Consider the following 20,507-nt stretch of genomic DNA (forward strand, 5'->3'; position numbering starts at 1 on the left):
AGGACCCGCGGAGCGTCAGCGCGAGAGCGTGTAGATGCCCCAGTCGTCCACGTGCCAGTCGATCCACCCGTTGGTGCGCTGCAGCGAGACCGAAATCGTGAATGGATCGCTCTTCGCGTTCGTTGCGGAACAGCTGAAGCTCTGGCCGATGATGACCGGCAGGTTCTTCGCGCAGTCCACGGTGATGTCCGCGCCGATGATGGAGGCGTCGGAGGCGATGGATTGTTCGGCTTGGGTGGCGAAGACGTGGGGCAGTGCGGAGATGATGAGGCCGGGTACGACGAGGACGGATCCGATTTGGAGGATGCCGAGGGCGGCCCAGACGAGGACGGGGGCGAATCCGAGGGGGCCGACTTTGGAGAGGCTCATGGAGCGGGCGAGGAGGTAGACGGGGGCGGTGAGAAGGGCCCAGGCCCAGCTGGCGCGGTGTTCGTATCCGGCGCGTCCGAGGGCGGCGCGGTCGGCGATGGCGAGGATGACGACGGCGAGGTAGGAGGTGCCCCAGATTGCGGGGGTGACCCACATGTTGAGGCTGGAGCCGAGGCCGAGGAGCAGCAGGAGGCTGAAGACGAGGAGGAGCAGGGGGACGAGGGCGATGATCCAGACCGGCGCGGTGTAGATCGGCAACCTCGCCGCAGAGCGACCACGATCATCGCTGTAGCGAACCTCACGACGGTCGGCCCCGTCGTCGAGTCGGATGGGCCCTTCCGGTGCGCTCTCGGCGGTCACCGGCGTGCCGAAGACAGAGCCCTCGGTCGCGCCGAATGCGGTGCGGGGCACGAACACTTCCCGGGCGCCGGCCCAATCATCGACCGGTTCATCGTCCACCGGTTCATCGTCCACAGGGTCGTGCAGCGGGGCGTCGGAGATCGGGGCGCGCTGCGGGGCGGCGGGGATCGGTGCGGTCGCGGGCTCGGTGCTCGTCGCTGCGGAGGGTGGGGCGGCGAGGGCCTCCGCGGTCACGGTGCTCTCGGAGATGGGTTCCTCGACGGGCGAGTCGGAAACCGGGGCATCGATCTCCCGCAGGGTCACGCTGGCGGGTGCCCGGCGATCCGCGCCATCCCGCGCGTCGTCTTCGTCGGTGCGGAGTGCCGACTGTTGCTCGTCCCGCTCCCGCTGCTCGCGCTGCTGCCGGCGGGTGGGGAGTTCCTCGTCGGCGTAGGCGAGACGGGTGGGAACCTGCATCACCAGCGGGGGGCGGGCCTCCGTGGTGAGTTCGGTCCAGGCGTGATTGTTCCACCAGCGGAGCTGGGGCAGACCCATGGGGTCCGGGTACCAGCCGGCCGGCACTGTCACGTCGTCCTCGAACATCTGCCCTCTCGCAGTCGGCTTCATGGCCAGATTAGTGGGAATTCGGTCTTCGCGGCATCCCGCAGTATTTTCTCGATTGACGCGGGGTCGGGAACCGGTGCTCTATCCCCGCGCGGGAGTTCAGGTCGTCGGTGCTCCATGCAGGTAGCCCCAGTCGCTCACGTGCCAGTCGATCCACCCGTTGGTGCGCTGCAGCACCACGGTGAGGTTGTAGTGATCCTTGCCGCTGGTCGCCACGCAGTCGAAGGTCTGGCCCACGAGCACCGGCAGGTTCTTCGCGCAGTCCACGGTGATGTCCGCGCCGATGATGGAGGCGTCGGAGGCGATGGATTGTTCGGCTTGGATGGCGAAGACGTGGGGCAGTGCGGAGATGATGAGGCCGGGTACGACGAGGACGGATTCGATTTGGAGGATGCCGAGGGCGGCCCAGACGAGGACGGGGGCGAATCCCAGGGGGCCGACTTTGGAGAGGCTCATGGAGCGGGCGAGGAGGTAGACGGGGGCGGTGAGAAGGGCCCAGGCCCAGCTGGCGCGGTGTTCGTATCCGGCGCGTCCGAGGGCGGCGCGGTCGGCGATGGCGAGGATGACGACGGCGAGGTAGGAGGTGCCCCAGATTGCGGGGGTGACCCACATGTTGAGGCTGGAGCCGAGGCCGAGGAGCAGCAGGAGGCTGAAGACGAGGAGGAGCAGGGGGACGAGGGAGATGATCCAGACCGGCGCGGTGTAGATCGGCAACCTCGCCGCAGAGCGACCACGATCATCGCCGTACGCCTCCCGGGGGTCATCCAGTGGAGAGTCGGGGGTTGCCCGCTCTCGCTGGGCGGCGGACTCCTCGCGGGCGGGTTCGGCCGAACGAGGCCGGAACAACGCTTCGAAGGACTCGGAATTGCCGGGTGCGGAGGGCTTCGGTGTGAGGTCCAGAGGGGAGGCATCGATCGAGTCGTAGTCGATGGTGTCGACGTTCTCTATCGGCCCGGTCGGACCCCCGGAGGCGGCTCGTGTGGCTGCAGAGGGGGTCGGAAGCGAGGCGGAAGCGCGATCGCCCGGGTCGACAGCGTCGTCATCGTCTTCTGTGTGGTCGAAGGCCGCCGGTGCGGAGCGGGGGTCGTCATCGAAATCGAGATCGAGATCGCGATCGCGATCGACGTCAGCATCGGCGGATGCCGGGGGATCGATCTCCCGCAGGGTCACGGTGAGCGGAGAGTGGGCCGCCGCCGCATCCCTCGCGTCGCCTTCGTCGGTGGCGAGGGTGGCGTATTCTTCGTCGCGTTCGCGCTGCTCACGCTGCTGGCGGCGGGTCGGCAGCTCGTCATCCGCATAGGCGAGGCGAGTCGCGGTCTGCACCACCAATGGCGGGCCGGCCTCCGTGGTGAGTTCGGTCCAGGCGTGATTGTTCCACCAGCGGAGCTGGGGCAGACCCATGGGGTCCGGGTACCAGCCGGCCGGCACTGTCACGTCGTCCTCGAACATCTGCCCTCCTGAAGTCGGCTCTTTTACCTGGGAACTATGGATACCCAGTACGGGCTCTCCGGGGTAACGCTAAACATTCGGGTGTGCTAAACCTATCGCCCGGAACAGCATCTGACCGGGGGTTTCTGGCCCTCTGCTGGCCCCAGTTGGGGGCGCAGTCCACGCCGTTTTCCGGGTCGTGCCACAGACCATCCATCCCTTTCACGAATCGCTAAGCTCGTCTCGGCGGTATTGCCACAATCGAGCCGCCAGCGCGATATCCAGCGCGGTGCTGGACCGCGGACCGCATCGGACAACGGCGCGGTGAAAAGCCACGAGGCAATGGAGCCACAGTGAATGCAGGGAATGTGTTGAGCGACCAATTCGTCGAACAGGGTGCGGAGAAGACGAGGCGAGACGATTCCGTCGCCGATCTGCCGGCCATCCCGGGAATGGACGGACCGCCCGGTACCCGCATTCGCACCCGGATCGAAAGCGACTCCCTCGGCAGCATGGAGATTCCCGCAGATGCCTATTGGGGCATCCACACCGCCCGGGCGCTCGAGAACTTCCCCATCACGCGTCGGCCGATCTCGGTCTACCGCGACCTGATCCGCGCCCTCGCCCAGGTGAAGCAGGCGGCAGCCCGCGCCAACAAGGAACTGGGCGTGCTGGATGCCGAGAAGGCCGATCTGATCGAGCGCGTCTGCGAGGAGATCGTCGGCGGTGCGCTCCACGACGAGTTCGCCGTGGGAGTGATCCAGGGAGGTGCAGGAACCTCCACGAACATGAACACCAACGAGGTGATCGCCAACCGCGGCCTCGAGATCCTCGGCTACGAGTTCGGCGACTACTCGCATTTCCACCCGATCGATGATGTGAACCGCAGCCAGTCGACCAACGACGTGTATCCGACCGCGATCAAACTCGCGATGGTCTTCGGGGTGAAGCGGCTGCTCGAGGAGCACCGACTGCTCACCCAGTCGTTCGCTCGGAAGGGCGTGGAGTTCGCCGACGTGCTCAAGGTGGGACGCACCCAGATGCAGGATGCCGTGCCGATGACCCTCGGCCAGGAGTTCAGCGGTTTTGCCCACACACTCGCCGAAGACTACGACCGTCTCGGCGAGATCATCCCGTGGCTCAACGAGATCAACATGGGGGCGACCGCCATCGGCACCGGGATCACCGCCGATCCGCGCTATGCGGAAGCGGTCTGCCGCCACCTGGTGGAGATCACCGGAATCCCCATGGAGACCGCGGCGGACCTGATCGAAGCGACCTCGGACGCCGGCATCTTCATGACTTTGAGCGGCACCCTCAAGCGCGCGGCCGTGAAGCTGTCGAAGATCTGCAACGACCTCCGACTGCTCTCGAGCGGACCGCAGGCCGGGCTCGGCGAGATCAACCTGCCGCCGCGGCAGGCCGGATCGTCGATCATGCCCGGCAAGGTCAACCCGGTGATTCCGGAGGTGGTGAACCAGGTCGCGTTCAGTGTGATCGGAGCGGATGCCACGGTCACCGCTGCGGCGGAAGGCGGTCAACTGCAACTGAACGCCTTCGAACCGGTGATCGCCCACAGCATCCTGCAGTCCCTGGCCTGGATGACGAATGCCTGCTACACGCTGCGAGTGAACTGCGTCGATGGCATCAGCGCCAACATCTCCCGGCTTGCGGCGCAGGTGGAGTCTTCCGTTGGCGTGGTGACCGCACTCACTCCTTACATCGGTTACGCGGCATCCGCCTCCCTCGCCCACACCGCACTCACCACGAACGCCTCGATCGCGGATCTCGTGGTCTCGGCCGGGCTCATGTCGGCGGAGCAGGTGGCGCATGTGCTCTCGCCGGGACGCCTCAGCGGCCTCGTGCCGATGACCGGCGTGATCACCGTGGTGCCCCACGTGGAGACCGACACCGAGTAGCTCGAGGTGGTCGAGTCGCGCCCGCACGGGCGCGTATCGAGAACCCCTCCTCGACCACCGCTAGCGCCCTGCGGCACCCCAGAGGTGCATTCCCGCATAGCTGCGCCACGGAGCCCACCGCTTGCCGTGCACGGCAAGCGCGCGGGCCGTTGCGGGCAGGCCGAGGTGCGCGGCACTGGCGAGCATCACGAGATCGCTCGACAGCAGCACATCCGGATTTCCGAGCACGCGCATGGCGAGGTATCTGGCCGTCCACGGACCGATGCCCGGCAGCGCGGTGAGACGGGCGGTGAACTCGTCGACGGGTGTCCCGAGGTCGAGCTCGAGCGAGCCGTCCGCGATCGCCCGCGCGGCGCCGAGGATGCTCGCCACTCTCGTGGCGGGGCCCCGCAGGAATTCGGCACCGTGCTCCGCGATCTCCTGGGCGGTCGGAAACAGTCCGGGAGTCGCGGACAGCTCCCGGGAGAGCCGTCCCAATACCGTGCGGGCAGCAGCGACGGAGATCTGTTGCCCGATCATGGTGCGGAACAGCGTCTCGTCGCCGTCGAGACTGCCGGGAAGTCGGAGCCCCGGACGCATCTGCACCAGCGGCGCGAAAGCGGGATCCGCGGAGAGTGATTCGTCGATCGCGATGGAATCGGCATCCAGGTCGAGCAGGCGTCGAACCCGGGAGACCAGGGTCGACAGGTCGGCGATGTTCTCGAGCCGCGCCATGCACAGCACCGCGTCGGCGCCGTCGAGACGCAGCTCGAGGTGGGCGACGCCGCGCGGAAGTCGAACGGCACGAGCGAAGGAGTGCCCATCCGCCGTCTCGATGCCGGGGATGGCGTGCGCATCGAGGAAGGCCAGGAGCCCCGCACCGTCGAACGGTGCCCGTGCGGGGAGGCGCAGCGAGATCTGGGTGGCTGTCTCGTCGGAGGCCCGTGCGGGCGCAGCGGTCTGGGGCGCACCGAGCCGCAGCGCGGTCGGCGTGAGCTCATAGACGGCCTGCACGGTCTCATTGAATTGGCGGATGCTCGAGAAGCCGGCCGCGAAGGCCACGTCGGCGATCGGCAGGTCGGTGCTGACGAGGAGGGTGCGGGCGGTCTGGGCGCGATGAGCCCGCGCGAGGGCCAGCGGCCCAGCCCCGAGCTCGGTGACGAGCAGGCGACCGAGATGGCGGGGGGTGTACCCGAGCCGCTGGGCCAGTCCGGGCACGCCGTGACGCTCCACGATGCCGTCGGAGATGAGGCGCATGGCTCGCGAGGCGACGTCATCGCGGAGATTCCACTCCGGGGAGCCGGGCACCGCGTCGGGAAGGCACCGCTTGCAGGCACGCAGGCCTGCCTCGTGCGCGGCGGCGGCCGTGCGGTAGAAGCTGACATGGGACGGTTTCGGTGTCATCGCCGGGCAACTCGGGCGACAGTAGATTCCCGTGGAGTGCACTCCGGTGATGAACTGCCCGTCGAAGCGGGCATCCCTCGACGACATGGCGCGATACCGTTCCGCGAAGCGCGGATCGGAGCTGGTCACGCGGGCGGGGGTAGGGATTGTCACGGGTCAACTCTCGCACCGGGTGCCGACCTCGGCTAGCGGGAATCGGACATCGCCCGAAACGTCTACGCTGGCCAGATGAGCGGCATGGCTTCATGAACGAATCGACGACCACCCGCAGTGACGTCACGGTCCTCGGAAGCGCGAATCTCGACATTGTGTTCGGTGTGGATCGCATTCCGTCCCCGGGGGAGACGCTGCTCGCCGAATCGGCGGAGCGGTATCCGGGGGGCAAGGGACTCAACCAGGCGGTGGCCGCGGCGCGGTCCGGAGCATCCACGAGCTTCATCGGAGCGCTCGGCACCGATGACGCGGGTGAATTGCTCGCCGCCACGATGGCGGACGCGGCGATCGACGGTGCCCGGGTGCGGCGGGACAGTGCGCCGACCGGACAGGCCTTCATCGTCGTGGATCAGTCCGGAGAGAACACGATCATCGTGGCCTCAGGCGCGAACTCGAGTGTCACCGCGCTCGAGCCCCAAGACATCGAACTGCTGTCGAGAACTGACGTGTTGCTCATGCAGCTGGAGCTCCCCTTCTCGGTCGTCACCGAAGCGGCGGTGACCGCCCGCGAGCTCGGCTGCGTCGTGATGCTCAATGCCGCGCCCGCCCACCACCTCTCGGAGGCGGTGTTCGGCTCCCTCGATGTGCTCATCGTCAATGAGCACGAGGCCTGTCTCGTCGGGGGCTCGGATGATCTCGCCGAAGCATCTGCTCGGCTCGCGGCACGCGTGCCGCGGCTCATCGTGACCCTCGGTTCGGCGGGGTCAGCGCTCTACCAGCACGGCACCGAAGTCGCGCGAATCGCCGCCCCCCGGGTCACCGCGGTGGATGCGACCGGAGCGGGCGATACCTTCTGCGGGGCATTCGCCGCCGCGATCGCGGAGGGGCAGGACTTCGAAGCGGCAGCCCGCTTCGCCACGGCAGCCGCCGCGCTCTCGGTGCAGAGGATCGGCGCGGTGCCCTCCGTGCCGATGAGGGCGCGGATCGACGAAGCGATGATCGCGAGTGCATCATGACCTTCCTCGGCGAACTCCGTGCGGACCTCGGGGACGCGGTGTCGACGGATGCCGCGGTGCTGGGGTCCCTCACCGCCGACAAGTCCGGCCACGATTCCCGGAGCACGCCGCTCGCGCTCGTCACGGCGCGGTCCATCGACGACGTGCAGGCCACCCTCCGTCTCGCGACAGAGCACGGCGTCGCGGTGGTGCCGCGCGGCGCCGGCACCGGACTCGCCGGTGGCGCGATCGCGTCCGCGGGCGAAGTGGTGCTCTCCACCCTCGCGATGAATCGCATCCTCGAGGTCTCGGTGGCCGACGAACTGGCCGTGGTGCAGCCGGGCATCCTCAACGGTGACCTGAACGCCGCGCTCGCGGAATACGGCCTCTGGTTCACCCCCGATCCGGCGAGCCGCGCCATCTCAACGGTCGGCGGAAACATCGCCACGAATGCCGGCGGCCTGCTCTGTGCCAAGTACGGCGTCACGCGCGAGTCCGTCCTCGCCCTGAAGGTGGTGCTCGCCGATGGACGGCTGCTGAGCCTCGGGCACCGCAGCGTCAAGGGGGTCACGGGCCTCGATCTCACCGCCCTGATGATCGGCTCTGAGGGCACGCTCGGCGTGATCGTCGAGGCGACCGTCCGGCTGCGGCCGCTGCCGACAGCCCCGGTGGCGACGATTGGCGCTTGGTTCGGGGATGTGGTCACCGCCGCCGCCGCGTGCGCCGCGATCACCGCCGCCGGCATCCGTCCCGCCGCCCTCGAGCTGATGGATGCTGCAGCCCTCCGTGCCATCGATGCCCACCTCGGCGTGCACCTGTCTGAGCGCGGCAACAGCTTCCTGATCCTTCAGACGGATGGCGCGGGCAGCGCCGCCGAGGCCGCGGATGCCCTCGAGATCATCAGTCGCGGCGGTGGGGATGCCGAACTCACGGTCGATCCTGCGGACGGGGAGGAGTTGTTCGCGATCCGACGCGCCTTCCATCCCGCCCTCGAGGCCCAGGGCACCGTACTGATCGAGGATGTCGCGGTGCCGCGCAGCGCCCTGCCCCAGATCTTCGCCGAGATCGCCGCGATCGGCGAGCGGTTCGGAATCAGCATCCCGACCGTCGCCCATGCCGGTGATGGCAACCTGCATCCCAATTTCGTCTACGAACCCGCCGCCGACGGATCGGTGCCGGAGGCCATCTGGGCGGCCGCCGGTGAGCTCTTCGCCGCGGCGATCCGACTCGGAGGCACCCTCACCGGAGAGCACGGGATCGGCCTGCTCAAACGGGCCTGGTTGCGCGACGAGCTCGGAGACGACCAGTTCGAGCTCCAGCGGCAGGTGAAGGCCGTCTTCGATCCCCAGGGTCTGATGAACCCGGGAAAGGTCTACTGAGCTCGGCCGCTCTGGGCCGAGGCTTTGCGAGCCGCCGTGCACCGGCGCCTCCGGCAGCGCCGCCCGCGGTCTTCTAGGCTGTGCGCATGGATTTCCTTCCTCTCACCCGCGCCGACGACCTCGGTTGGCACGAACTCCGCGACGAGATCGCGCCGTGGATCGGGGAGCGGGCTGTCACGCTCTACTCCTACGCCATCTCGCACGCCTACGGCTCGGCGGTGACGACGCGCTATTTCCGAGACATCCTGACCGCCGCGGGGGATGATCCGGATCACCCCCAGGTCACAGAGACGGAGCAGCTGATCATCGACTGGGGGCGGCTCATCGTGCAGAGCCCGCGCGACATCCCGGATGCCTTCTACGCCCGGCTCGAAGCGGCATTCACTCCCCAGCGAAGACTCGCCCTGTTGTCGTTCGCCGCCCGCGTTGTGGCGATCAACCTCGTCAACACCGTGGGGCGCGTTGCCGGCGATGAGTGACCCGGTTTTCGGAGCGGCGCCGGCGATCGCCCGGAACGCCGACCCGGTCGTCGCAAGGGACGGTGACCGCGCGGTCACCGTGCCGGTGCGCCGGAAAGGGGGCATCATCGCTCTTGCGGCCCTGGGTTTCGTGGTGCTCACACTCGTCATCCTGCTCGTGGCCTGGTATCTGCTTGCCGTGCTGGGCCCCACTGCTCTTCTGGTGGCCCTGGGGCTCGCGGCCATCCCGCTCGTGGGGGTCCTGTTCTTCATCCGCTGGATCGACCGGTGGGAACCGGAACCGCGGGGGGCGCTGCTGTTCGCGCTGCTGTGGGGCGCCGGCGCATCCGTGCTGATCGCCCTCGCCTTCTCCGGCGTCACCCAGTACTACGAGGCACTCGCGGGCCTCTCCGGATCCGGAGTCGCCACCCTCTTCGCGTCCGTCGTGCAGGCTCCCATCATCGAGGAATCCGCCAAGGGGCTGGGCATCCTGTTGATCCTGTGGGTGATGCGCCGCACCTTCGACGGGCCGGTGGATGGGGTCGTCTACGCGGCGACCATCGCCATCGGCTTCGCGTTCACCGAGAACCTGCAGTATTTCGGTCTCGCCATCAACCGGGACGGCGGACTGGGCACCGATGTCGCCCAGACCTTCCTGCTTCGCGCCATCCTCTCGCCGTTCGCACACGTGATGTTCACCGCGTGCACGGGGGTGCTGCTCGGTATGGCCGCCCGGCGCACCGGTCGTCTGGGAGCGATCGGATACTTTCTGCTCGGACTCGTTCCGGCGGTGCTGCTTCACGCGTTCTGGAACAGCGCGAGCTATTGGGCCACCGACTGGTTCCGCTACTACTTCGTCGTGCAGGTGCCTCTCTTCGTGCTGGCGATCGCCGGCGTCACCCGACTGCGTCGTCACGAGCAGCGTCTCACTCACGTGCGTCTGGCCGAGTACGCGGCGGTCGGATGGTTCACCGAGTCAGAAGTCAACTTGCTGACAACCGGGGCCGGGCGTCAGCGCGCGATCACCTGGGCGACGCGGCATGGGCTCGGTCACGCGTACCGCCGTTTCGTTCGGGACGCCACCCGGCTGGCCTTCGCGCGGGAGCGGCTGGTCAACGCTCGTCAGGGGATCGGAGCGAGCCTCGACGAGGCGGCGCTCCTCGCGGCCATCGTGGAAGACCGTCGTGCACTTGGCGCACTGCCGCCGCTGCGGTAGCACCGCCCCGGTAAGTTGTGCTCGCGCGGACGCGTAAACTTGACTGCCGCATTTCAGCGCGGCGTTCGAGGGGAATTTTCCAGTGGTCGACCGTGAACTCCAGCATGAGCAGCAGTACGTAGCACGCCTGTACGCGCGTCTCGACGCGCTCCAGCGGGAAGCGGAGCAGCAGCTCGATGCGGTGCGCCTTCTCGACGTCGGCGGCAATCATCAGGGGCGCTCCGAGCGTGACACTTTCGCGCGCATCTACGAAGACCGCATCCTGCAGCTCCGTGAGGTCGACGAGCGCCTGGCCTTCGGGCGGCTCGAGTTCGAACCCGAGGCCGCCGGGGGAGCGGACGACGGCACGGATGGCTCGGTGTTCCGCTACATCGGCCGCATCGGCCTGCGCGACGAAGACCTCCAACCCCTCCTGCTCGACTGGCGGGTGCCGCAGGCGAGTGCGTTCTACCAGGCCACCGCCGCGACGCCGCTCGGTGCTCGAGCCCGCCGGCACCTGCTCTCCCAGGGGCGGAACATCATCCGGATCGAAGACGAGATCTTCGACTCCGAGCTGCTCGAGAGCGCGAACTCCGAGCTTCAGGGTGAGGGTGCCCTCCTCGCCGCCCTCACCGCGCAGCGCACCGGACGCATGTCTGACATCGTCGCCACGATCCAGGGCGAACAGGACCGCATCATCCGCTCCGAGCTCAAGGGGGTGCTCGTGGTGCAGGGCGGGCCGGGCACGGGAAAGACCGCGGTCGCCCTTCATCGCGCCGCCTACCTGCTGTATTCGCACCGCGAGCGCCTGCGCAATTCCGGTGTGCTGATCGTGGGACCGTCCCGGTCTTTCCTGCAGTACATCGAGGCCGTGCTGCCCTCGCTCGGCGAGACCGGTGTGGTGCTCGCGAGCGTCGGCCAGCTCTACCCCGATGTCGAGGCGACTCGGGAGGATGCCCCCGCCACCGCCGCGATCAAGGGAAGGGCGGCGATGGCCGGGGTGATCGCGCGCGCGGTGCGCTCACGACAGCGGGTGCCCTCCGCCCCGCAGGATCTCGAGGTGAACGGCGATCGGGTGACCCTGGATCCCCGCCTCATCGCCAGCGCGATCGCACGGGCCCGCGAGAGCAACAAGTCCCACAACGAGGCGCGGGTGGTCTTCGTGAAGAACGCCCTCGGTGCGCTCTCCCGCCAGTGGCTCACCCAGTTGCAGGATGCCGGCAACTCCATGGATGACACCGACCTGCCGATGCTTCGGGAAGACCTGCGATCGGCCGAAGATGTGCGCGTCGCGCTGAATACCGCCTGGTTGCCGTTGACCCCGCAGAAACTCCTGCAGGACCTCTACGCCCGACCGCAGTGGCTCGCCGAGCTGACCCCGGGATGGAGCGAGTCCGAGCGTGCGCTGCTCCGCCGCGATCGGGATGCCGAGTTCACGATCGCCGACATTCCGCTGCTCGACGAGGCAGCGGAGCACCTGGGCGAATACAGCGTGGCCGACGCCGCTCAGAAGCGCGAAGCCAAACAGCAGCGCAAGCGCGACATCGAGAACGCCGAACACGCGATAGAGAACATGCAGGTCGGTGGACTCGTCAACGCCAAGTCCCTCGCCGACAACTTCGCCGAGCTCGGGGATCGGGCGACCACCGCCGAGAGGGCTGCCGCGGATCGCACCTGGACCTACGGTCACGTGGTTGTGGACGAAGCCCAGGAGCTGTCGCCGATGCAGTGGCGTTTGCTGCTGCGAAGGGGTCCCCAGCGCTCGTTCACCATCGTCGGCGACATCGCGCAGGCCGCTGCCGCCGCCGCGGCATCCACCTGGAAGGATGCCCTCGAGCCCCTCCTCGCGGATTCTCCGGAGTCCGATCGGTGGCGGCTCGAAGAGCTCACGGTCAACTACCGCACGCCGAGCCAGATCGCCGCTGCCGCGGAGTCGATGGCCATCGCCAACGGTCTGCACGTGACCGAGTCGCGCGCGGTCCGCTCGAGCGAATGGCCGATCACCGTCGTCGCGGATGCCGTGGAAGCGGTGCGGATCGATCGCGCCGCCGACGGGGCCGGCGGAACTCTCGCCGTGATCGTGCTCGAGCCGGAGATCCGTCAGCTGACGGATCGCCTGGTGGCCGAGTTCGGGGACGCGGTGGGGCTCGGTTCGATCGGACTGGTCCGCGATATCGCCGTGATCACCCCGCAGGAGGCGAAGGGACTCGAATTCGACTCGGTCGTCGTCGTGGATCCGGTCGCGATCCTCGCGGCATCAGAGCGCGGGGCAGGAGCGCTCTACGTGGCCATGACCCGAGCGACCCAACGGCTCACGCTGGTCGCCCAGGGGGAGCTGCCCGCCGGCATCGTGCCGTCGCTCGAGTAGCGATCGCCAGCGAGCGTATCGAGACCCGGCGGCATCCGCCACCAGCGCTCAGGCAGACGGCGCCAGCGCGTCATACCGCAGGAAACCCTGCTGGAGCCGCGTGAGAAATGCGATGAGCACGATGATCGCGATCCCGCCCAGAAGCGGAGGGAGCCAGATCGCTCCGATGGCCGCGACGATACCGACGTAGATGTCGCCGACCCGTGGCCCTCCGGTGACGACGACGGTGAAGACCCCCTGAAGTCGTCCCCGCATGTTGTCCGGCACGGCAACCTGCAGCATGGTCTGGCGGAAGATGCTGCTCACATTGTCGGCCGCGCCCGCCCCGGCGAGCATCACGCTCGCGATGGCGATCGCCGCCACGTTCGCCCGGGTGGGCGAGACCGGTCCGAAGCCGCCGAGGGACATGGCGAGCAGCACCGCTCCGAACCCCGCGATGAAAGCCCCGTAGACGACTATCGAGGTGCGGATGGCACGACCGTGCCAGCGCGCCCCGCCGATGCGCCCGGAGAGGAGGCTGCAGAGCAGGGCGCCGACCGCCCCGGCGGCCGTGAGCACTCCCACCGTCACCGCTCCACCACCGAGCACCAGCGCGCCGACCGCGGGGAACAGCACGCGGGGCTGCCCGAAGGTCATCGCGACGATGTCGACGATGAACGTCATCCGGATGTTCGGCGCCGACCGCAGAAAGTCGATTCCGTACTTCAGGGATGCCAGTCCCGGCCGCTGCACCGCCCCCTCGGGAGCGAGCTTCGGCAGTGAGACGATTCCGGCGAACGCGCTGAGAAACAGCACGACGTCGGTGGTGTACGTCCACCCGAACCCGACCGTCGCCACGAGCACTCCCGCGAGGGCCGGACCCAGAGTCACCATGACGCCGATGCTCATTCCGGTGAGAGCGGATGCCGCGGGCATCAGTCGCGCGGGAAGCAGCCGGGGCAACACGGCAGACCGCACAGTGTTCATCACCGTCGCAGCGACGGCATTGAGGGTCGTGAGCAGGTAGAACGGCCAGACGATCTCCACACCGGTCCAGGCGATCATCGCAAGGGCGATGGTCGATCCCCACGCGACGATCGCGGCGAGCAGCAGGATGAGCCGACGATCGAAGGCGTCGGCGAGCATCCCGCCGTAGAGCCCGGCGAAGATCATGGGAACCAGGGCGAACGCGCCGACCAGCGAGACCGCGAAGGTGGACTGCGTCAGCTGGTAGATGTGCAGGCCGACGGCGACGATGGTCATCTGGCTTCCGATGCCCGAGATCGCGTTGCCCGCCCAGAGCTTTCGGAAGGCTGCGCTCTCCCGCAGCGGGGACAGGTCGATGAGGTGCGAGCGTCTCGTGACGTGCTCGGTGGGGGCCTCGGGATCAGTGCTCACTCACACCATTCTCACCCGGCGACGGTGGGATGCTTGACGGGTGACGCTTCCGATCGATTCCGTGCTCACCGCCGAGCTGCTCGCCCGCATCCATGACCGGGCACCCGGGTACGACCGTCACAACGCCTTCTTCACCGAGGACCTCGCCGAACTCGCCCATGCCGGCTATCTTCGTTCACTGGTGCCGCGGGATCTCGGCGGCCTCGGCCTGAGCCTGCAGCAGATGGCCCACGAACAGGCGAGGCTCGCGAAGGCCGCTCCGGCCACGGCGCTCGCCGTGAACATGCACCTGGTCTGGACCGGTGTCGCGAAGGCCCTTCACGACCGCGGGGACGACAGCCTCGACTTCGTGCTGCGGGACGCCGCGGCGGGCGAGATCTACGCCTTTGCGATCAGCGAAGCGGGCAACGATCTCGTATTGTTCGACAGCACCACGGATGCCCGCCCGCTGCCCGACGGCGGCTACGCGTTCACCGGCACCAAGATCTTCACGAGCCTGTCACCGGCGTGGACCCGCCTCGGCCTCTTCGGGCTGGATACGGTCTCGGCGGATGCCCCGAAACTGGTCCACGCGGTGGTCACAAGGCAGACGCCGGGCATCACCATCGCCGAGGACTGGAACACCCTGGGAATGCGGGCGAGCCAGAGCAACACCACCCACCTCGATTCGGTGGCCGCGACATCCGACCGTGTCTTCCGCCGCCTCGATCCGGGGCCGAGTCGGGACGCGCTGATTTTCGCGATCTTCGCCAACTTCGAGATCCTCATCTCCGCCGTCTACGTGGGCATCGGCGAGCGCGCCCTGGAGCTCGCCGTCGAGTCCGCGCACGCCAGGGGGTCACGGCGCACCGGGCTCAGTCGGGACCAGGATCCGAACGTGCGCTGGAAGATCGCGGACGCCGCCCTCGCCCAGGACGCGCTGCGTCCGCAGCTCGACGCGCTGGCCTCAGACTTCGATGACGGCGTCGATCGCGGCGCACGGTGGTTCCGCGACCTCGTCGGACTCAAGTCCCGGTCGACCCGGTCGGCCCGCTACGTTGTCGACCAAGCCGTCGCGGTGGCGGGCGGCGCCGCATTCTCGGCGACAAGTGAACTCTCCCGGCTGTACCGGGATGTGCTCGCGGGAGGGTTCCACCCGAGCAACGAAGACTCGGTGCACTCCACGGTCGCGACCGCACTGCTCGGCCCGATCGACGAGTGAGCGCACCGAGAACTGCCCACGTGCGCCGGCTCGGAAGCGCCACAGCCTTTCCCCTCACGCTGTCCCCTCACGATTCGGCCCGGTCGTGGCAGTGGGTCGGATGAGGCGGTGTCGCCTACCCTGAATTCATGACGTCTTCGATCGCTCTCGACCCCTCCGTGGTGGTCTGGTCTGTTCCCGAGTCCTCGCTTGCCGAGGAGCTCGCGACGCGTCCGCTGCTTGTGCTGTTGCACGGCCGCGGCTCGCACGAACAGGATCTCGTCGCCCTTGCGCCGCTGCTGCCGCCGCGGTTCGTTCTCGCGTCCCTCCGCGCGCCTCTCGAGCTCGCGCCAGGGTCGTATTCGTGGTTTCCCGTTGGCGAACCCGGACTGCCGAGCATCGTCGCTGCGGATTCGGCGGTCGCCGCGCTTCTGGACTGGCTCGATTCGGTGCCGGTTGCGACATCCGTCTCGGTGCTGGGCTTCTCCCAGGGCGGCGCAATGGCCATTCACGCTCTGAGGCACGAGCCCCGACGATTCGCGGCAATCGTGAACCTCGCCGGGTTCGCCATCGCGGGAGATGCGCCGGCTGACCGGTCCCTCGAGACGCTGCGGCCCCCGGTGTTCTGGGGAAGCGACCCGGCGGATCCCGTGATCCCTGCCGCGGCTATCGCCCGCACCGCCCAGTGGCTGCCTTCCCATTCGACGCTGACGGTGCGCCACTATGACGGGATCGGACACTCGATCTCGCGCGAAGAGTTGACCGACGTGAATGAGTTCCTGCTGGCCTCCAGCCCCACAGAGATGCCCCACACAGACTCGTCGCCCGGTGCGGCACTTGGTGCGGCTCTTCCGGGCGACGGGTTGTTCTGATAACAGGATGCTCCCGACGGGGGCGTGAGCGCAATACCCCCGTTTGACAACTGTGCCGCGATGGGCCGGATTCTCAGATCGCCTTGGCGGTACGCGCCACTCGCAACGCACTGTCCAGCTCGGTGAGAAACCTGTCGGCGTCGGCGGTGCTGAAGCACAGCGGAGGCCGCACCTTGAGTGTGTTTCTGGCCGCTCCGGATGCCCCGATCAAGACACCGCGACGACGGAGCTCATTGACCACCACCAGGGTGCTGTGCTCGTCGGGCACTCCGTCGCGAACGAGATCTACGCCCAGGAAGAGGCCGACGCCCCGCACGGCTCCGACGGCTTCGTGGAATTCGGCGAGCATCCCGAGGCCGGTGGTGAGGTATTCGCCGACCATCCGCGCATTCTCGATGAGACCTTCCTCGCGGATGATGTGGAGCACTGCGTCTGCGGCGGCGATGGAAACCGGTGTTCCGCCGAAGGTGGAGAAATACCGTCCGCGCGCGGCGAACTCATCCACCAGCTCGCGGCGGGCGATGACGGCACCGATCGGCATACCGTTTCCCATCGGCTTGCCCACGGTGACGAGGTCGGGAACGACCGCGCCGAGGGCCGAATCGTGACGGGTGAAGCCCCACAGGTCGTGACCGAGCCGACCGAAGCCGGATTGCACCTCGTCGGCGATATAGAGGCCGTCCGCGTCGTGCACGATGTCGCTGACGCGGCCGAGGAAGGGTGCGCCCCCCGGGTGAACGCCATCCGAAGCGAAGATCGAATCCGCCACCAGTGCGGCGAAGCCGTGCTCGGAAGCCGCGAGCTCTGCGGCCGCTGCGGTCACGGCATCCGCGAACGCTGATCCATCGCCGGTGGGCGGGTCGACCAGACGGACCCAGGGGGCGATGCTCGCCTCGCCGCCGAGTGACGGTGAGATCAGCGCCGTCTCCGAGGTGACGCCGTGATAGGCGTTGCGGGTGACGATCACGCCCTGCTTTCCGGTCACGGTCTTGGCGATCCGCAGCGCGAGGTCGTTCGCCTCCGACCCGGTGCAGGTATAGAGCACGTTGGCGAGCGCCCGGGGGAGCGTGCCGAGCAACTCTTCGGAGTACTCGACGAGGCGGCGATCGAGGTAGCGGGTGTTCGTGTTGACGAGAGCTGCCTGGGCCGCGATGGCTTCGACCACGCGCGGATGGGAGTGGCCAACCGAGGGCACGTTGTTGTACACGTCGAGGTACTCGGTGCCCGCGGCATCCCAGAGTCTCGTTCCGAGGCCGCGCACGATCTCGACGGGGTCGTCGTAGAACAGTCGGTAGGCCGCCCCGAGGCTGCGATTACGGCGCTCCACCAGCAGGCGGGTCGGTTCGCTGAGTTCATCGAGACGGTCATTGCTGAAGTAGGTGCTCGGACCAGGCATGGTCCGACCCTAGTGGCCGAGAGCTCCACGGGGCGGGGAAGAGTCGCTCAGCCGCAGGAATTGGCGCCAGGTCGTCTCGAGATTCCGCGCCGTGTACGCGGCGTTTTCGGATCGGGTCGCCGACATCCACGACCCCAGCAGCAGTCGCTGGGCGAGTCGACCGCGCACGAGCTGCGGGAGGAGGGATACCTCGTCGACGGAGAGCTCTGACACGTCTCGATAGCCCGCCGCGAGAGCCACGGCGGAAGTCCAGGGGTTATCACTTCGCACCGATGGCGGAATCGCGTACGACATCGCTATGGCGAGATCGGCACAGCGGTGGGTGCGCACCACATCGCCGAAATCGAGGATGCCGGTGACGAAGCCTCGCGTGTCCGGGTCCACGATGAGGTTGCCTCCGTGGAAGTCGTTGTGAACGGCCTGCCGTGGCGTGAGACGAAGGCTCGGAAGCGTGTTCGCCGTGAAGTCGACGAGGAGCTTGCCGACCGCAGAGCGTTGTTCGTCGTTCGGCAGCATCGGCACCAGTTCCGCCATGTCGTCGAGGTTGGCGAGATCCCAGGCCAGCCAGCGACCGGCCGCCGGGTGGTCGAAGTCGGCGAGCGCGAGGGCGACGCGAGCGAGCATCCGTCCCACCGCTCGCCACTGGTGCGTGGATGTCGGGGTGTCACTCAGCATCCGACCGGGAAGGTAACGGATCAACCGTGTCGCGCGATCGTCGAGCGCAGCCCCGCCCCGAGTACTCGTGCCGGGCAGCGGCGCGATGAAGCGCTGGAGGGGGAGCGTGGCGTCTCGCCCCGCGGCATGTGAGATGGCCGCACCCGGGAGCTCGAGCTCGGCGGGGTCGTCACCGGGAGGCGCGATCTTCAGTACGAAACCGTTCGGTTCGCCTGCCACCCAGAGTCGAAATGTTTCGTCCCGCTCGGTCGCAAGACGGAGCACTCGGGCGGGGGTCATCCCATACTGGCGCTGTATGAGTGCGATGACTCGTTCGTCCGTGCTGCGTTCGAAGGGGCGGGCCAGCCCGGAAGAGAGTCGCTCGACCAGGGGCGTCGGGCGATCGTGATCGGGCATGAGCAGAGTCTGCCCGAGAAGGGGCTCGGGGATGAAGCGGCAATCCCACCGTGTCCCGTTCGGGGATGACCCCTTCTGGGGAGTTCGCCCGGCCCGGCTCGTCGTTAGCCTCGACACAGTGGCACCACGATCTGAGCGTCCAGCAGTCTCGATGCGAGTGCCACGCGCGACCCGCGCCCGGCGGTCGACCCGAAATCTACAGTTGGAGCACGGCATCATAAGCACAGGGGACCCCTTACAGCGGATGCCCCCACTCTCTGCCCTTCGCGAGTGCCTGACCATCCAGGCCGATGAAGCACCACAGTCTTTCCTCGCCCGCCTCTTCGGGGTGCACCCGATCGCTCGTGAGGCGCGACGCAGTTTCAGCGGCGCGCTGGCGGAACTGGCCGTGACGGAATCCCTCTCGGCCCTCGGCAGCGAGTGGACAGTTGTGCATTCCGTTCCGGTTGCCGGGCCAAGGCAGGACGATCACCGCCTGGTCGATCACCGCCTGGTCGAGCACCGCCTGGTCGAGCACCGGGTGATCGACCACCTGGTCATCGGTCCTGCCGGGATCTTCACACTCTCCGTCGAAAGCCATGCGGGACAGGCGCTCTGGGTCGGGGAGCGCACGTTCATCGCGGACGGCGAACGTCTCGATCACCTCGCCAGAGCCGACGAGACCGGCCGCGCGGTGACTCGACTGCTGGGCAGCGCGCTCGCCGCCGCCGGCGTCGCGCTGGAGCTCGTCGTGACCCCCTGTGTCATCGTCGATGCGCCCGCGACGCTCGAGGTCCGCCAGCGACCCGGCCGCATTCAGGTGGTGACCGCACGTTCGTTTGCCGTGTGGCTCACCGGTCTGCCACGACTGATCTCTCCGGCAGTCGTCGATGAGGTGGTGGCCGTCGCGGTGGCGGCCTCCAGCTGGCCGAGCAGTCCGCTCGACGACCCCGACACCACCGGGGCCGACGCTCACGAGCGGAGAGCCGAGTTCGAGAGACTTCGCCGTCGCGTCTCGTCGGCTCGTTTTCGACGGCTCCTCTGGACGGGCCTCGGCGTGGTCGTGAGCTATGGCACGGTGATCGTCACCCTCGGGAGTGCTACGGCGCTCGAATTGACGAGCGCGCTCGGGGGGTAGGCCGGCGCCGGGCGTCCCGGCCGAGCGGCGCACGGAAGCTCGGCGATTCCGCGACATCCGCGTCCCGCAAGCACCGGAGCGAGGGGCCGAATCAGCGTCCCCTGAGCGCCCCGGCCGCCACGATCCGCTTCGGCAGCAGGCCGGAGAGCAGCACCACGATCTTGTAACGGATGGTCGGGATCGACACCGCCTTGCCCCGAGCGACATCCCGCAGCGCGAGCCGCACGAGTGTCGGAGCGTCGAGCCAGAGGAATGCCGGTACCCCGTCCTTCACCACGTTCATGCGGTCGTGGAACTCGGTGTGCACGAACCCGGGGGCGACAGCGGTGACGTGTACTCCCCGGCGCCGATACGTGAGGTTGGCCCAGCGGCTGAAGCTCAGAATCCACGCCTTCGACGCGCCGTAGGTGCCCCGCGGCGTGTAGCCGGCCACGCTGGCGATGTTCACGATCGTGCCGGAGCCCGATCCGAGCATCTGGCCGAGCGCGGCGTGGGAGAGGCGCATCGGAGCGGTCACCAGCAGGTCGAGAAGTCGCTGTTCATCATCCGCGGGGTTTTCGTCGAAGGGCTTCAGCAAGCCGAAACCCGCGTTGTTCACCAGCATCGTCACGCGATCGTCCCCGGATGCTGTGAGCCGGGCTTCCACGGTGGCCAGTTCGACGCGATCCACCAGATCCGCCTGCAGTACCTCGACCGACACCCCGTAGGCGGCACGCAGTTCGACGGCACGCTCCTGCAGGCGGGCCTCGTCTCTGGCGACGATCACGAGGTCGTGCCCGGAAGCCGCGAGCTGCCGGGCGAACTCGGCGCCGATTCCGGCCGTCGCCCCCGTGATGAGTGCGCGAGCGGTGGGCTTGTGCGGTGTAGACATCCGTCAACGCTAG

At 68.0% G+C, this 20,507-nt stretch carries 16 protein-coding genes; 9 read left to right on the forward strand and 7 right to left on the reverse strand.

The features are described 5' to 3' along the window. Positions 1–15: 15 nt before the first annotated feature. The gene (locus ABIB54_RS09280; protein WP_354575242.1) at positions 16–1,335 is read right to left on the reverse strand and encodes a DUF2510 domain-containing protein; all 1,320 of its coding nucleotides are present in this window, start codon (positions 1,333–1,335) and stop codon (positions 16–18) included. 96 nt (positions 1,336–1,431) lie between these two features. After that, positions 1,432–2,781, reverse strand: coding sequence for a DUF2510 domain-containing protein (locus ABIB54_RS09285; protein ID WP_354575243.1), 1,350 nt, complete (start codon positions 2,779–2,781; stop codon positions 1,432–1,434). Positions 2,782–3,212: 431 nt separating this feature from the next. Between ABIB54_RS09285 and ABIB54_RS09290 the strand changes: the two genes are divergently transcribed. Further along, positions 3,213–4,679: an aspartate ammonia-lyase gene (locus ABIB54_RS09290; RefSeq protein ID WP_354575360.1), complete on the forward strand. Its 1,467-nt coding sequence runs from the start codon at positions 3,213–3,215 to the stop codon at positions 4,677–4,679. 60 nt (positions 4,680–4,739) lie between these two features. Here the strand turns inward: ABIB54_RS09290 and ABIB54_RS09295 are convergent, their stop codons facing one another. Further along, entirely contained in the window at positions 4,740–6,215 is a 1,476-nt protein-coding gene (locus ABIB54_RS09295; RefSeq protein ID WP_354575244.1) for an AlkA N-terminal domain-containing protein, read from the reverse strand. Positions 6,216–6,307: 92 nt separating this feature from the next. Between ABIB54_RS09295 and ABIB54_RS09300 the strand changes: the two genes are divergently transcribed. From ABIB54_RS09300 to ABIB54_RS09320, 5 genes are all read left to right on the forward strand, one after another. Further along, complete coding sequence (locus tag ABIB54_RS09300) at positions 6,308–7,231, forward strand: ribokinase (RefSeq protein WP_354575245.1); 924 nt, start codon at positions 6,308–6,310, stop codon at positions 7,229–7,231. After that, entirely contained in the window at positions 7,228–8,589 is a 1,362-nt protein-coding gene (locus ABIB54_RS09305) for an FAD-binding oxidoreductase (RefSeq protein ID WP_354575246.1), read from the forward strand. Before ABIB54_RS09300 ends, ABIB54_RS09305 begins: the two co-directional genes overlap by 4 nt. A gap of 86 nt (positions 8,590–8,675) precedes the next feature. Next, positions 8,676–9,068: a hypothetical protein gene (locus tag ABIB54_RS09310; protein ID WP_354575247.1), complete on the forward strand. Its 393-nt coding sequence runs from the start codon at positions 8,676–8,678 to the stop codon at positions 9,066–9,068. After that, entirely contained in the window at positions 9,061–10,263 is a 1,203-nt protein-coding gene (locus ABIB54_RS09315; RefSeq protein ID WP_354575248.1) for a PrsW family intramembrane metalloprotease, read from the forward strand. The genes ABIB54_RS09310 and ABIB54_RS09315 overlap by 8 nt, the downstream gene beginning before the upstream one ends. An 82-nt stretch (positions 10,264–10,345) precedes the next feature. Continuing rightward, a complete protein-coding gene (locus ABIB54_RS09320) occupies positions 10,346–12,610 on the forward strand; it encodes a HelD family protein (protein WP_354575249.1) in 2,265 nt (754 codons plus the stop codon). A 48-nt stretch (positions 12,611–12,658) separates the two neighbouring features. On the opposite strand, the gene ABIB54_RS09325 is transcribed toward ABIB54_RS09320, so the two are convergent. Beyond that, a complete protein-coding gene (locus ABIB54_RS09325) occupies positions 12,659–13,987 on the reverse strand; it encodes an MFS transporter (protein ID WP_354575250.1) in 1,329 nt (442 codons plus the stop codon). Positions 13,988–14,027: 40 nt separating this feature from the next. Between ABIB54_RS09325 and ABIB54_RS09330 the strand changes: the two genes are divergently transcribed. Next, positions 14,028–15,188, forward strand: a complete 1,161-nt coding sequence (locus ABIB54_RS09330) for an acyl-CoA dehydrogenase family protein (protein ID WP_354575251.1) — start codon at positions 14,028–14,030, stop codon at positions 15,186–15,188. Between the two features lie 128 nt (positions 15,189–15,316). After that, positions 15,317–16,039 (forward strand): alpha/beta hydrolase, encoded by a 723-nt coding sequence (locus ABIB54_RS09335; RefSeq protein ID WP_354575252.1) that lies wholly within the window; start codon positions 15,317–15,319, stop codon positions 16,037–16,039. A 73-nt stretch (positions 16,040–16,112) separates the two neighbouring features. Here the strand turns inward: ABIB54_RS09335 and ABIB54_RS09340 are convergent, their stop codons facing one another. Next, positions 16,113–17,435: an aspartate aminotransferase family protein gene (locus ABIB54_RS09340; RefSeq protein ID WP_354575253.1), complete on the reverse strand. Its 1,323-nt coding sequence runs from the start codon at positions 17,433–17,435 to the stop codon at positions 16,113–16,115. Positions 17,436–17,444: 9 nt separating this feature from the next. Further along, positions 17,445–18,506: a phosphotransferase gene (locus ABIB54_RS09345; RefSeq protein WP_354575254.1), complete on the reverse strand. Its 1,062-nt coding sequence runs from the start codon at positions 18,504–18,506 to the stop codon at positions 17,445–17,447. A gap of 244 nt (positions 18,507–18,750) precedes the next feature. Here ABIB54_RS09345 and ABIB54_RS09350 point away from each other — a divergent pair, with 244 nt between their 5' ends. Then, a complete protein-coding gene (locus ABIB54_RS09350) occupies positions 18,751–19,623 on the forward strand; it encodes a nuclease-related domain-containing protein (RefSeq protein WP_354575255.1) in 873 nt (290 codons plus the stop codon). A 91-nt stretch (positions 19,624–19,714) separates the two neighbouring features. On the opposite strand, the gene ABIB54_RS09355 is transcribed toward ABIB54_RS09350, so the two are convergent. Beyond that, complete coding sequence (locus ABIB54_RS09355) at positions 19,715–20,494, reverse strand: SDR family NAD(P)-dependent oxidoreductase (protein ID WP_354575256.1); 780 nt, start codon at positions 20,492–20,494, stop codon at positions 19,715–19,717. Positions 20,495–20,507: the final 13 nt, after the last annotated feature.

Source organism: Frigoribacterium sp. UYMn621, from assembly GCF_040549525.1.
Classification (GTDB): domain Bacteria; phylum Actinomycetota; class Actinomycetes; order Actinomycetales; family Microbacteriaceae; genus Lacisediminihabitans.

Bases quoted from the DNA above. Each gene is read 5' to 3' on its own strand.
- ABIB54_RS09280 (WP_354575242.1), bottom strand. From the start codon at position 1,335: ATGAAGCCGACTGCGAGAGGGCAGATGTTCGAGGACGACGTGACAGTG.
- ABIB54_RS09345 (WP_354575254.1), bottom strand. From the start codon at position 18,506: ATGCCCGATCACGATCGCCCGACGCCCCTGGTCGAGCGACTCTCTTCC.
- ABIB54_RS09340 (WP_354575253.1), bottom strand. From the start codon at position 17,435: ATGCCTGGTCCGAGCACCTACTTCAGCAATGACCGTCTCGATGAACTC.
- ABIB54_RS09290 (WP_354575360.1), top strand. From the start codon at position 3,213: ATGGACGGACCGCCCGGTACCCGCATTCGCACCCGGATCGAAAGCGAC.
- ABIB54_RS09310 (WP_354575247.1), top strand. From the start codon at position 8,676: ATGGATTTCCTTCCTCTCACCCGCGCCGACGACCTCGGTTGGCACGAA.
- ABIB54_RS09335 (WP_354575252.1), top strand. From the start codon at position 15,317: ATGACGTCTTCGATCGCTCTCGACCCCTCCGTGGTGGTCTGGTCTGTT.
- ABIB54_RS09300 (WP_354575245.1), top strand. From the start codon at position 6,308: ATGAACGAATCGACGACCACCCGCAGTGACGTCACGGTCCTCGGAAGC.
- ABIB54_RS09355 (WP_354575256.1), bottom strand. From the start codon at position 20,494: ATGTCTACACCGCACAAGCCCACCGCTCGCGCACTCATCACGGGGGCG.
- ABIB54_RS09285 (WP_354575243.1), bottom strand. From the start codon at position 2,781: ATGTTCGAGGACGACGTGACAGTGCCGGCCGGCTGGTACCCGGACCCC.
- ABIB54_RS09315 (WP_354575248.1), top strand. From the start codon at position 9,061: ATGAGTGACCCGGTTTTCGGAGCGGCGCCGGCGATCGCCCGGAACGCC.
- ABIB54_RS09305 (WP_354575246.1), top strand. From the start codon at position 7,228: ATGACCTTCCTCGGCGAACTCCGTGCGGACCTCGGGGACGCGGTGTCG.
- ABIB54_RS09350 (WP_354575255.1), top strand. From the start codon at position 18,751: ATGCCCCCACTCTCTGCCCTTCGCGAGTGCCTGACCATCCAGGCCGAT.